Source organism: Pseudomonas sp. P42, assembly GCF_017973755.1.
Taxonomy (GTDB): Bacteria; Pseudomonadota; Gammaproteobacteria; order Pseudomonadales; family Pseudomonadaceae; genus Aquipseudomonas; species Aquipseudomonas iridis.
This window is the reverse complement of the sequence record NZ_JACOPU010000007.1, coordinates 61530-73585: the sequence shown is the minus strand read 5'-3', so window position 1 is coordinate 73585 and position 12056 is coordinate 61530. Positions and strand designations below refer to the sequence as shown.

10 protein-coding genes are annotated in these 12056 nt (G+C 54.1%); 6 read left to right on the top strand and 4 right to left on the bottom strand.

The annotated features are described in order from the left end of the window. The first annotated feature begins 137 nt into the window (after positions 1-137). From H8B20_RS22490 to H8B20_RS22465, 6 genes are all read left to right on the top strand, one after another. Positions 138-713 carry a fimbrial protein gene (locus H8B20_RS22490; protein ID WP_042557796.1) on the top strand — a complete coding sequence of 192 codons (576 nt, stop codon included), beginning with the start codon at positions 138-140 and terminating at the stop codon, positions 711-713. A 66-nt stretch (positions 714-779) separates the two neighbouring features. Continuing rightward, complete coding sequence (locus H8B20_RS22485) at positions 780-1478, top strand: fimbrial biogenesis chaperone (protein ID WP_047299846.1); 699 nt, start codon at positions 780-782, stop codon at positions 1476-1478. Between the two features lie 35 nt (positions 1479-1513). Further along, a complete protein-coding gene (locus tag H8B20_RS22480; protein ID WP_210624680.1) occupies positions 1514-4144 on the top strand; it encodes a fimbria/pilus outer membrane usher protein in 2631 nt (876 codons plus the stop codon). Then, positions 4137-5063, top strand: coding sequence for a fimbrial protein (locus H8B20_RS22475; protein WP_210624679.1), 927 nt, complete (start codon positions 4137-4139; stop codon positions 5061-5063). The genes H8B20_RS22480 and H8B20_RS22475 overlap by 8 nt, the downstream gene beginning before the upstream one ends. A 20-nt stretch (positions 5064-5083) precedes the next feature. Then, positions 5084-5569 carry a fimbrial protein gene (locus H8B20_RS22470; RefSeq protein ID WP_210624678.1) on the top strand — a complete coding sequence of 162 codons (486 nt, stop codon included), beginning with the start codon at positions 5084-5086 and terminating at the stop codon, positions 5567-5569. A 1-nt stretch (position 5570) separates the two neighbouring features. Next, positions 5571-6095: a fimbrial protein gene (locus tag H8B20_RS22465; RefSeq protein ID WP_210624677.1), complete on the top strand. Its 525-nt coding sequence runs from the start codon at positions 5571-5573 to the stop codon at positions 6093-6095. Positions 6096-6104: 9 nt separating this feature from the next. On the opposite strand, the gene H8B20_RS22460 is transcribed toward H8B20_RS22465, so the two are convergent. From H8B20_RS22460 to H8B20_RS22445, 4 genes are all read right to left on the bottom strand, one after another. Beyond that, entirely contained in the window at positions 6105-6749 is a 645-nt protein-coding gene (locus tag H8B20_RS22460; protein ID WP_210624676.1) for a response regulator, read from the bottom strand. A gap of 57 nt (positions 6750-6806) precedes the next feature. Further along, a complete protein-coding gene (locus tag H8B20_RS22455; RefSeq protein WP_210624675.1) occupies positions 6807-7457 on the bottom strand; it encodes a response regulator in 651 nt (216 codons plus the stop codon). Between the two features lie 517 nt (positions 7458-7974). Next, positions 7975-9171, bottom strand: coding sequence for a response regulator cyclic di-GMP phosphodiesterase PvrR (gene pvrR, locus H8B20_RS22450; protein ID WP_210624674.1), 1197 nt, complete (start codon positions 9169-9171; stop codon positions 7975-7977). A gap of 11 nt (positions 9172-9182) precedes the next feature. Further along, complete coding sequence (locus H8B20_RS22445; RefSeq protein WP_210624673.1) at positions 9183-11951, bottom strand: ATP-binding protein; 2769 nt, start codon at positions 11949-11951, stop codon at positions 9183-9185. Positions 11952-12056: the final 105 nt, after the last annotated feature.

Below are 12056 nucleotides of genomic sequence, written 5' to 3'. Positions count from 1 at the left end.
GTTCTAAAACAGGAATCGTCTGATGGGGTTCGCCACCCGCACGTTGCATCCTTTGCAACACCTGCTGCGGCGAGCCCATGGCAGGGAGGGGCTGTTAAAAACGGATATGACACATAACTTTGTAGAGGATATCTCTCATGTTTCAAACAATCGGCAAATACACCGCTCTGTGTGGTTCAACGCTGCTGATCGCCATGGCAGCGGCTACTACTCAAGCGGCCGATGGCCAAGTTGAATTCACCGGTACTGTTAACGATAACGCCTGCACCATTAACAGCGAAAGCGTGAAAAAGTCGGTTGATATGGGCCAGGTTCGTATCGCTGACTTCGCCAACACCGTAGGTGCCACTGCCGGAGAAACGCCGTTCTCGATTTCTCTGGAGAACTGCAGCGGTTCGACCCTGAAAAACGCTTCAATCAAGTTCAGCGGCCAACAGGCTGCAACGGACGCCACCGTTCTGGGCATGGTCGGCGCTAACCAGGTCAAAGGTATCGGTATCCAGATCGCCGACGCCCGTACTGGCGACAAACTGCCATTGAACACGGCGAGCACCGATTACGTGTTGCGCCCACAGTCCAACACGTTCGACTTCAAGGCGTCCTACGTACGTCTTGTTGCTGATACCCCGGGTGCAGATGGCGCTCCTGATACCCGCGGCATCGGAACGGGTACGGTCAATGCGCTGGCTACCTTCGACGTTACCTACAAGTAACGCGTTTTTTTAACGCAGGAGTCCGTGGCCCGGCCCGGGCTCTGGCGTTGAACAGAGGACATATTCATGCGTTTAAAAGTTGCAGCCTTTTTGGCTTTGGCAGCAGGTTTCTGGCTGCCGCAAGTTCAAGCGGGCGTCAATGTCGGCTCCACGCGGGTCATTTATCAAAGCAAGGAAAAAGAAGCCAACCTTTCACTTTCAAACTCCGGTGAAGACGGTGTTCCGTATCTGGTGCAGTCCTGGGTCAGCCCTTACGAAAATCGGGATGAGAGTGCCGATGAATTCATCATCACTCCGCCCTTGTTTCGTCTGGACGCCAAAAGCCAGAACATCCTGCGAATCATCGCGACCAATGCGCAAAACCTGCAAACAGATAAAGAAAGCCTGTTTCTGCTGAATGTCAAAGCGATCCCGGCCAAGAGCACCGAGCAGAGCAGTCAGAACGTATTACAGATTGCGCTCAAGACCACCATCAAACTGTTCTACCGCCCCGCGGGTTTGCAAGGTTCTCTGCAAGAGACTGTGGAAAAACTGCAATGGCGTGCTGAAGGCGGACACCTGACTGTGCACAACCCGTCAGGTTTTAACGTGGTCGTCAGTGATTTGCTGATTAACAACAAGGCGAGCCAAGGCATGCCTGAGGTGATCAAACCCGGCAGTACCGTCACTACGGCGATACCGCTGAAAAACAGCGACAAGCTGGAACTCACCTACATCAATGAATACGGCAGCACCGTCAAGGCAGCACCCATCACCGTTCATTGATGCCTGATTGAATAGTCGAATAGAAGGACCTCCTCATGCTGCGACTGCGCATGTGCGCCTTCGCGCGCCGAGTAAAAACCTGGAGCACTGCAAGCCTTGGTGCTATCGGTCTTACAGCGACCGTCGCGCATGCAGATTACAGCTTCGACTCATCCTTTCTGGAAATTGGTGGTGGCAATGCTTCAGCCGAAGTGGCTGAACAAGTAAAAGCCATGAGCCAGGGCCAACTGCCTGGGATCTACCGAGTCGACCTTTCAGTGAATGACCGGCCGATCGAGCAGCAGGACATGAATTTTATTCGCGAAACTGCCAGTCAGGTATCAACCCCTAATGGCCTGTTCCCCTGCTTCAGTCTTCAGGCGCTGACCGAGTTGGGTATTGATCCCGCACGCTTGAAAGATGCCGAAATCAGCAGCGACAAATGCGTGTACTTCAATCGCGAACTGACCGGTATCACCTACGACTATGACTTCAACAAGCAGCAGCTGAACCTGCAAGTGCCTCAGGCATTTATTGGCGATGTGCCCTTTGAGTCTCGTCGAAAAAACTGGAGTGATGGCGAGCAGGTCGCGTTTGCCAATTACAGTTTTTCCGGCAGTCAGTCCGAAACCCGCAACGGCAACCGGCAATCCCAGTTCGGCAGTGTGCACAGCGGATTTAACAGTGGGGCCTGGCGCTTTCGCAACTTCTCGACCTGGCAAAAAAGTACCAACGTCGAAGGCAACTGGAAATCGGTGGACACCTATGTCCAGCGCGACCTGGGCAACATGATGGCCATTGGCACCATCGGTGAAAGCTCAACCGACAGTGACCTGTTTGACACGATCTCCTATCGCGGCGTGGGCATCGCTTCTGATCTGGATATGTTGCCCGATGATGCGCGCAATTTTGCCCCGGTTATCCGTGGCGTGGCCAACGGCCGCTCGCGGGTAACGTTGCGCCAGCGCGGCTACGTCATCAGCGAACAGTGGGTGCCCTCGGGTCCCTTTGCACTCAAGGGGCTGTATTCGACCTCGAACAACGGTGATATCGAAGTCACCGTTGAAGGTCCCAATGGTGAGCGTCAGGTGTATATCCAGTCGTTCTCGTCTGTGCCTTACATGCTGCGCGAAGGGCAGCAGAGCTACAGCGTGACCGCAGGCCAATATCGCCCGGCTGACGGCACCCTCAACAGGCAAAAACCGGGATTTGTACAAGGTACTTACCGCCGCGGCCTGACCGAAGGCACCACCCTATTCGGTGGCAGCATTGTCAGCGAACAATACAAGTCCGCACTTTTGGGCTTTGCGCATGACTTCGCCGGTTTCGGTGCCATCTCGCTGGACATCACCCATGCCATCAGCGATGACATCGGCACTGATGCCAAAACCCTGTCGGGTCAGTCGTACCGTTTTCGCTACTCCAAGTCCATCGACCTGACGGACACCAGCTTCAGCCTGGTGGGCTATCGCTACTCCACCAGCGGTTACTACAGCTTTAACGAGGCCATTGATGCGCGCGCCAACAACACGCTGACGCCCTATGTCGATGAAACCATGATCAACAGCGGTGCTTTTTCGCCTTACCTGGGTGGCCACATGAAAAGCAGCTTTACCGCCAACGTCTCGCAACAACTGGGCAGCTATGGCGGCATGTACGCCAACCTGACCAAAACCGACTATTGGAACCGGGCCCAAAGCAATACCTCGATTCAATTGGGCTACAGCTTCAGTGTCGGCCGAGCTTCCTACAACGTGGGGTTGGCGCAGAACAGTGGCACCGGCGATGACGTTCGCAGCCTGTCGTTGAGCGTGAGTATTCCGTTGGGCAATCCAGGCAATAGCAGCCGGATTGGCCTGAGCACCAATCAGGATTCGGCGGGCAATGCCAGTCGTAACGCCACGTTCAGCGGCTCTCAACTAAAGGACGATGCACTGTCTTACAGCGTGGGCATCAATCAACAGATCAGTGATGAAGATCGCATGCTCGGCAGTTCGATTGCCGCACGTTACAACGCAGCGAATGCCATTTGGCACGGCTCTTACAACAGGGATCAAAGCACCCGGCAGATGGACTACGGCGTAGAAGGCGGGGTTGTTGCCACGCGTGACACCTTGATGTTTACCCAGCCTCTGGGCGAAACCAACATCATCGTGGCCACACCGGGGGCCGGCGATGTAGGCGTACTGACCAAAAGCGGGATCAAAACCAACGGCAGTGGCTACACGGTTATTCCTTCCGCCCAGCCTTACCGTAAAAACAAAATAGCGCTGAACACTGACTCGTTATCGGACAACACCGATATCGCGAACCTGGTTCAGGTAGTCACCCCTAACCGCGGCGCGTTTGTCATGGCCAACTTTGAAACCCGCAACGGCCGCCGTCTGTTGATTAGCGTGAACGCCAACGATGGCAAGCCTGCGCCCTTTGCGGCCGAGGCTCAGCTGTTTGACCTCAATGGCGTCTTGATGAACAGCGCCATGGTGGCAGACAAAGGCCGGGTGTTCATGACAGGCGTGCCGGACAAAGCGCAGCTGCTGATCAACGTCAATGGCAAGCCGTGGTGCTCCAAAGCGTTGGATCTGAACACTTACAACCTGGCGGAAACGGGCATCGGGCAACTGCAGATCCGTTGCGATGCACAGCTGGCAATGCCGGCAGACACTCAAGGTACTCCCGATGCATGACTCAACTGTAAAACCCCGGCGCCCGAGATGGGCAACCGCAATCCTGTTGTCAGTCGGCTTGTTGTTCAGTTTTGCAAGTCAGCAAGCGTTCGCGATTATCCAGAACAACATGACCTGCACCGCGACAGGTGGCCATGGCATCGTTGATTTGGGAACTCTGGCTCCTTCCGAGAACATTCAAGTACACATGACGGCAAACTGCCGAGTGACGCGCTGGTATCCCAAAGGTTCTAACCTTTCGTTTACGCAGCAATACAATCAAGGCAAAAGTGCCGACTTCGTTGCGTTTCATACAAACAGCAACCAATTCCTTAAAAGTGGCGGAATGGGAACAACCGGCACAACCTGTGTGCCGACCAGTTGCGTGCCTTTGTATGTCGGCAACACGTTTTCATATGACGTGTTATTCGCGGGCTCTGCGGGGACAACTCCGGGCGACTACATGGTGAGTTTAAACCTCTTCGATACGTCTATCGGCGGGTGGGAAAACTACGCGGACTATCTCCAGACCATCGTTCTCAGTTACACCGTGGCTCAACCCGCCTGCTCCTTGGGGTCGGCCAAAACCATGAACCTTTCTTTCGGTACGTTGAACAGCAACGACTTTGCCTCTACCCAGCAAGTGGCCAACGTCACGATGAACTGCATCAGAGGCACTCAGGTCACTGCCACGCTGGTCCCGACCCAAGCCGCCGTCAGCGGCAGCGCGGGAGTTTCTGCGACCACGTTGGCCGGGCTGTCGATGGCGGCCACCTGGGCTGATAACGATAGCGCCGTGACCTTCAATAGCCCGCGCACGTTAACGCTCGCACCAGGCGCCAACAGGATTAGCCTGGGGTTTCGGCCGCGATTGAATACCAGCGTTTCGCCGACCGGTAATTTCTCAAGTCAATACACCCTTAACATCACTTATCGCTGATCAGGCAGAGGAACTCGTCCATGAGATTACATTTATTGTTGGCCGCAGCGCTCTTTGCTGGCCTGGCCTGCACATCGGCCAACGCGGTGACTGACACTGTGACCATTAACGTCAGCGGCACGCTGACACGCCCCCCTTGCACCATGACCAGCAGCAAAACCCTGACCGCAAACTTCGGCACCTTGCGTTATGACCAGGTGGACACAGCTGCGCAAATTGATGTGCCGATGACCATGACCTGCCCGCCCAACTCGGCGTTGAACATCAGTGTGACGGCATCCTCTGCGCTGACCGACACGGTGGCCTCCGCAGGCAGAACCAACCTGGGCTATTCACTGTTCTGGAAGAGTGACAATTCAGTCATCAACATAAAGGGGACCAAGAGAAACGTGACCAACCTCAATGGTGCGGTTGACCTGAGCATGAAGGCAAAACTGATTGCTCAAGGCACATTGTCCGAAGGCGCTTTCTCGGCCTCCGCCGTTATCAATATCGATTACTTGTGACATGAGCATGATCGCCAGAACAAGCCTATGGTCAGCACTATTGGCTGCACTTGTACTGGGTGTTAGCACCGCAAGCTGCGCAGCCGATGCCTCTTCACTGGATATCACCGGAACGCTGATAAAACCGCCTTGCTCGGCTGACTTCCCGGCATCGCAAAGTATTGACATCCCCAAGGTCAATCTTAATTCACTGCGCTCCGACACCAGCGAGTGGACCGATGTGACCCTGGATTTCAAGTGTGTCAAAGGCAGTCTGGTGCAACTGCGCTTTAGTGCCGGTAGTGGCTCGTTCGACAGCAGCACACTGCGTACTTCACTCGATAAGCTAGGATTGAAAACCCGCCTGAGCGACCTGACGACGACCGAAAAAGTCGTTGATTTGAAGCTCGGCGAACAGCTTGTCTTCCCTGTCGAAGACACGCTGCTCAAACTCAAACTATCGGTCAGACCGATAAAAACCGGGCAGGAATTGCCCGAGATCGGAAATTACAGCTCAATGCTGTTGATGGAAATGATCTACCTCTGATCAAGCCAGTCAGGCGAACAGATTAGCCTTGATGCACAGAATCAAAAGGGCTTGATCACTGTCGACATCCAACTCGCGCATGCCTGAAATTTTCAGGGTGCTGATGGTTTTGATACTGCGATTGAGACTCTGCGCCACGTCACTCACGCTCATCCCGGAGGCAAACAGGCGCAGGACTTCAAACTCCTTTACCGTGAGCTGGCTTAACCTTTGCGCAATACCGTCCGCGTCAGCATTCAATGCTCCATCTAGCGGGTCGTGCTGGTAGTGCCCCTCACGATAGAACGCATCCAGAGCCACCAGGATTTGCTCCAGCCCGGCATTCTTGGAAATCACCCCGCTAATCCCTAACTCATATAACCAGTTCAGAATCTTCGGGTTGGAGATAATTGTCAGGATCAATACCCGAGGCTCAGGAAAATGCCGCCGCAAGTACTCCACCAGGCGGGTGCCGTCGCCATATTGCTCATCTCCCGGCATGTTGTAATCCGTAATGATGACGTCAGGACGCAGTTGCAAAACCTTACTGATCAATTCAGACGAATTCATCGCTTCTCCCACGACCTTGAAGCGCGGATCACGTTCAATGATTTCGCGTACGCCCATCAACACAATCGGGTGATCGTCGGCCAGTAAGACTCTCATTTGGGGCATGACGTATATGACTCCAGTCCTGAAAAGCAGATAGCTGTGAACTTGCGCGACAGATTTTTATGATTCGAAGGGATCAGCCTTGATGCAGTAAGTAAGCAGTGCATGGTCAGTGAGCACTTCCAGCTTTTGCATGGCAGAAACTTTCTGGGTGCTGACGGTTTTAACGCTTCGATTGAGTAGGCGGGCAATCTCGCTCACGCTGCTGCCGGCGACAAACAGCCGTAACACCTCAACCTCACGAGGCGAAAGGTTGGAGAAGCGCTCGTCAATCACTCTAGGATTGGAAAGTACGGACGTTTTCTGAACCGTCGGCGCGACATAAGGCCGATCATTGGCCAATGCATTCAGCGCTTTACCGATTTCTTCGTGGATATGGTTCTTGGCAATCACTCCTGCCACGCCCATTTCCAGCAAACGCGAAATAATCAACGGATTGCTAACCATCGACAGCACCAGGATGGTCACCTCTGGAAAATGCTCGATGATGTAGGCGATCAGCTTCAGGCCATCACCGTAGGTATCGTCACCTGGCATATTGAAATCGGTGATGACCAGATCAGGTTGATTCAAGGCCAACAACTCAACCAGTTGCGATGAATTGACGGCTTCGTCTACGAGAGTGAAGCGTTCATCGCGTTGAATCATTTCCCGAAGACCTACTAAAACCACCGGGTGATCGTCGGCAATTACTGTCTTGATTACGCGCATTGCCTGGCTCCAAATTAATGACGCACTGCTGGAGTCTGTGGATATTCATTGCGAGCGCGACGAATGACCACGCCGTGCAGAACCAGGCGTGGGAAGCATCGCTTTACGTGCGAGGGTTTTTCGTCCCTTCGAATCGGGTGTCAAATCCAGCCAGGCTACGTTGCAAGGCTCACAGAAAGGTGAACCTCCCCAGTACCGCTGCACTGAGTCTTGCCTGGTAAAATTTGCCTCCGCGATGCGGCTCGCAATAAAACATCAACAGACCCTGTGTATCGCTGAGTGAATTCAAGGTTTGGCCAGTGTTCGCCAGTCAATCGGGAGCACACTGAACAGGGCATGAACAGAAGAATACTTCACAAATCAAGAGTTCGTAGGCAGACGACGGTGCAAGCCCGCCATGACTTTCCTTCTGCAGGACAGCAGAAGGCTGCTGCCCATCCTTCTTCTAACCACTGATGCGTTTTTTAATGAGTCAGCGGGTTGGACGAGCGGCCAGCCCATCATCCTTCGCGCCGAATCAGCTCCATGATGGCTTTGAGCTATCTTCAAACAGAAGAGTTCCAAAATCAGCCGGTGATACCGCTCCACAAATCAGAAACCCTTGCGCCTGATCACAGCCAATGCTGCGCAGGAAAGCGAGCTCTGCCTGGGTTTCGACCCCTTCGGCAACCACCGTCAGGCCCAGTTTTCGACTCAACTCAACCAAGCTGCGCAAGGCTGACGCGAGGTTTTCATTTTCGACGCAGCCATGGACCAGTGAACGGTCAATCTTGAGTTCACTGAAGGGGGTGGATACCAGATTGAAGTAAGAGCTGAACCCTCTGCCGAAGTCATCCTGAGCCAAACCAAAACCCATCATGCGCAGGCGACAAGCGCCCGCGTAGTAATTGCTGAGTTCCTCCGTGACTGAGCTTTCCATCAGCTCGAACACGATGCTTCGCGGGTCCCCGCCATCGGCTACCACGTAATCACGCAAACGATCGGCCAACTCGTGGTTATCCAGCAAGTGTGTCGGCAAGTTGATGGAAACAGGGATATCCCAACCTTGATCGCGCCATTGCCTTTGCGCCCGCAGGGTTTGCTCCAGCATCTGCCATAGCAGGCGCTCCTCTAACCCCTGGTTGATCAAGAGCGGCAGAAAGTCTTTGGGCAGCAATACACCGAGTTCAGGATGCAACCAGCGAACCAGCGCCTCTGCACTGAGGATATTGCCGTTGTGCAGAGATTTCTTGGGCTGGAACCAAGCCTGAATCTGGCCATTCTCTATCGCCTGCAGGGTACTCAGCGGGTCCAGTTCGATGGCCAGCGCGGGATCGGTCACACCGCGCGTACGGAAAATGGCCATTCGCTCTTTTAGACGCATGACAGCATTGAACTCGACCGGCTTGGATATCAACCCGACAACGGACATGCCCAGATTTTTCGCCACCAGCCCTGCGCTGATCAACATTCGACGTGACGATGCACTCATCAGTGCCAGCGCCGGTCGTTTTTTCAGGGCGGCAATTTTCTGGATCAGTTGTACCCCATCCATAACGGGCATCAGCAGGTCAGTCAGTAGCAGGTCATATTCGCGGCGCGTGAGACACTCCAGTGCCTCGTCACCACTCCATACGGTGTCAACTTTAAAGCCGCCGACTTCACTGAAAACATTCAGTAAATACTCATGCTGAAAAGGATGATCCTCAACGACCAAGACTCGATAGGATTTCACTGGACCCTCCTTTAGAAGTGCTGAAGACAGTTGTACAAGGTGTGCAGCGTAAAAGGCTTGATCAAACAGTGATTCATCCCCGCGCTCAGGCAGCGTTCGCCCTCATCGCGCATGGCGTTGGCCGTAGCACCGATAATGGGTTGCGTGACATTCATCTCGCGCAGTTGGGCCGCCAATTCGTAGCCATTCATTCTTGGCATGTTGACGTCAGTCAGCACCAGGTCGAACTTGGCATCCTGCCAAAGCCCCAAGGCCTCCAGGCCATCACTGGCCAAGGTGACCGAGCAGCCGAGTTCTTCAAGTTGATCACGCAAAATGAGCTGATTAATGACGTTGTCTTCGGCAACCAGAATTCTCAAATCAAGTTTGAGCTCGTGCATTGCGGCGTCAGCGTCAAGCAGCGTATGGGTTCTCGTGCCTTGTGCCCGGGACAGGGCTCGGTACACGTCCTGCAAACTATTGAGGTCCGCATACCAGCACGTACTGACTGGAGTGGGAGGTAATGAGAGGTCGCTGGCGGCGACGACGACCGAACCTGTCCATCCGGGCTCCAGGAGTTGCGTGACCGCACCTGGATGCAGTTCCAGCAACACCGCGCCTTCCAGCGCGTCTCCAGACTTGGGGGCTCCCAATTGAGCGCGCGCGCCCCAGCGACGCAACCAACCGCAATAACACTCGGCCAGCTCGCGCAGTTGAGACACGACGTACACCACATTAGGTGCCAACTCGCCCACAGGGCTTATGTGCCCCGAATCTCGAACCTGTTCCAAAGGCAAATGAAGGGTGAAGCTACTGCCCAATCCAGGCTCACTGACCAGTCGCATACTGCCGTTCATCAAGTGCATAAGACGCTTACAGATGGATAGGCCCAGGCCGGTTCCCGCGACAACATTCTTGGCCGACTCCACTTGATAAAAAGGCTCGAACAATCGAGCCTGTTCCTCAAGGGCGATGCCTTTTCCTGTGTCCGAAACCTGCCAGTGCAACATCACGCGCTCATCGTCACGGCTATCGAGTTTTAGCCGCAGGACAATTTTTCCGTTGTCAGTGAATTTCAGAGCATTGTTGAGCAGGTTATTGAGGATCTGACGGATTCGCGCGACATCCCCGCTCAGCCACTCAGGCACTTTTGAATCAATCAACGCAAATAATTGCAAACCTTTGGCTTGTGCCGCGCCGCTATAACCCTGAATCACTTCTTCTATCAGCTCCATGGGGCTGAACGTGTTGAGTTCCAGTTGCAACTGACCGGCCTCAATACGCGACACATCCAGCACGTCGCAAATCAACTGCAGCAAGTTGCCGGAAGAACGCTCGATCGCCTTTAAATAGTTGTTTTGCTGATCGTTGAGTTGGGTGCGCGCCAACAGCTCCAGCGTGCCTAAAACACCATAAAGCGGTGTCCGGATTTCATGGCTCATGGTTGCCAGAAACAGCGTCTTGGCCTCATTGGCCCGGTCCGCCAGTTCACGGGCGCGTTCCAGCGTTACTTCAATCTGTTTACGTGCAGAAATGTCACTGAACGCGCAAATCAGCACGTCTTGACCGCTGTAACGGGTCGGCGCGAACGCCAGATAGAGCAGGCGCCCGTCATCCATTTCGACTTCATCACTGGTGCGCCCGTCGGGCTGATCGAATGCACGATAAATCCAGCCATGGCACAGTTTGCTGCGTTCAGTGCCTTTGCCCAGCCATTGTTGCGATAGCGAGTTTTCCAGGACCACGGTGCCATCGGTGCGGCGAATCACGCACAAGGCGATCGGTGCTACCTGCAACACGGCGCGATTGAACGCCTCACTTTCAATCAATGCCTGGATGCGATTTTCACCCGGGGTAATCAGCCGTCGGTCGATGCGCAAAATGAGAAGGCGCAAGCCAATGCATGCGGCGATGCATAACAGCAAACAGCCCAGCAAAGGCCCAGCCAGAACAGGCAGCAAAGAGTGGATATCCACAGCGTAGACAATTTGCCAGCCTGAATAACCGAGCTTTTTCCTGATCGCCAAACTGTCAGGAAACCACCAATGCCCGATAAATCCGAAGGAGGTTTTGGGCTCCAGCGCATGCAATGAATCCACCCGCGTGGAGGGCGACGCATTGGTGAAAATGATGTGCCCTTGACCATCCAGCAGCATGAAATCGCCGGCACTTTCACTGCGCAAGGCGGCTACCAGATCGGTGACTTCGACCTCAATCCCCAACCAGCCTGAATCCATGTTGCGGTTATCCAGCCGGGTAAACAGATAGAAGGGCGAGTCCAGGTTGCTGCTGTCTGTCAGCCACAGGTCATCGCCAAAGGCGTATGACTTGCCGCCCTCATCCATCAATTGCTGCAACACGGTCTTTGGCAAAGGCTCTAGATGGCTTGAGGTGTCAAACACGCGGACTACCTCAGGGTTTTCAGTTTGCGGCACATACAGCAGATTAACTTTGCTCTCGCGCAGATACTCCTTCATCCGTTGGGTCAGCCAAATGCTCCAGCGACCTGCCTCGCTGCCCAAACTGATGTTCACCTCTTCTTCGGGATCAACAGTGACAAAAGGTTCGTTTTCTGATTTTTCAGGCACTGCGGCCAACACCAGACTTCTGAGCAAGGTCTGACGGCTGACGAAAAAATCTTGAGCACTGAACACCGCTTCGTTCATGAAACTGCGACGCAGCGATACCTCTTGGTTGAAAACGGCCCGCAAGTAGATAACCGAACCCGCAAAGACCGCGATGATCAGGCCAGAGGCAAATAAATGAAGAAGTTTTCGGGCAGCTTGAGGAGTTGATTTCATGCCGCGAGCCTAAGCGTCGGGCATGTTAAAAAAAATCAGACAATTCCTGAAGCTAACAGGAGTGGTCCAGACGCTGACGGGTGCAACGAGGCAGAAGATGGAGGG

Excerpts from the sequence above, each read along its gene's own strand:
- H8B20_RS22490 (WP_042557796.1), top strand. The coding sequence starts at position 138 with ATGTTTCAAACAATCGGCAAATACACCGCTCTGTGTGGTTCAACGCTG.
- H8B20_RS22485 (WP_047299846.1), top strand. The coding sequence starts at position 780 with ATGCGTTTAAAAGTTGCAGCCTTTTTGGCTTTGGCAGCAGGTTTCTGG.
- H8B20_RS22480 (WP_210624680.1), top strand. The coding sequence starts at position 1,514 with ATGCTGCGACTGCGCATGTGCGCCTTCGCGCGCCGAGTAAAAACCTGG.
- H8B20_RS22475 (WP_210624679.1), top strand. The coding sequence starts at position 4,137 with ATGCATGACTCAACTGTAAAACCCCGGCGCCCGAGATGGGCAACCGCA.
- H8B20_RS22470 (WP_210624678.1), top strand. The coding sequence starts at position 5,084 with ATGAGATTACATTTATTGTTGGCCGCAGCGCTCTTTGCTGGCCTGGCC.
- H8B20_RS22465 (WP_210624677.1), top strand. The coding sequence starts at position 5,571 with ATGAGCATGATCGCCAGAACAAGCCTATGGTCAGCACTATTGGCTGCA.
- H8B20_RS22460 (WP_210624676.1), bottom strand. The coding sequence starts at position 6,749 with ATGCCCCAAATGAGAGTCTTACTGGCCGACGATCACCCGATTGTGTTG.
- H8B20_RS22455 (WP_210624675.1), bottom strand. The coding sequence starts at position 7,457 with ATGCGCGTAATCAAGACAGTAATTGCCGACGATCACCCGGTGGTTTTA.
- H8B20_RS22445 (WP_210624673.1), bottom strand. The coding sequence starts at position 11,951 with ATGAAATCAACTCCTCAAGCTGCCCGAAAACTTCTTCATTTATTTGCC.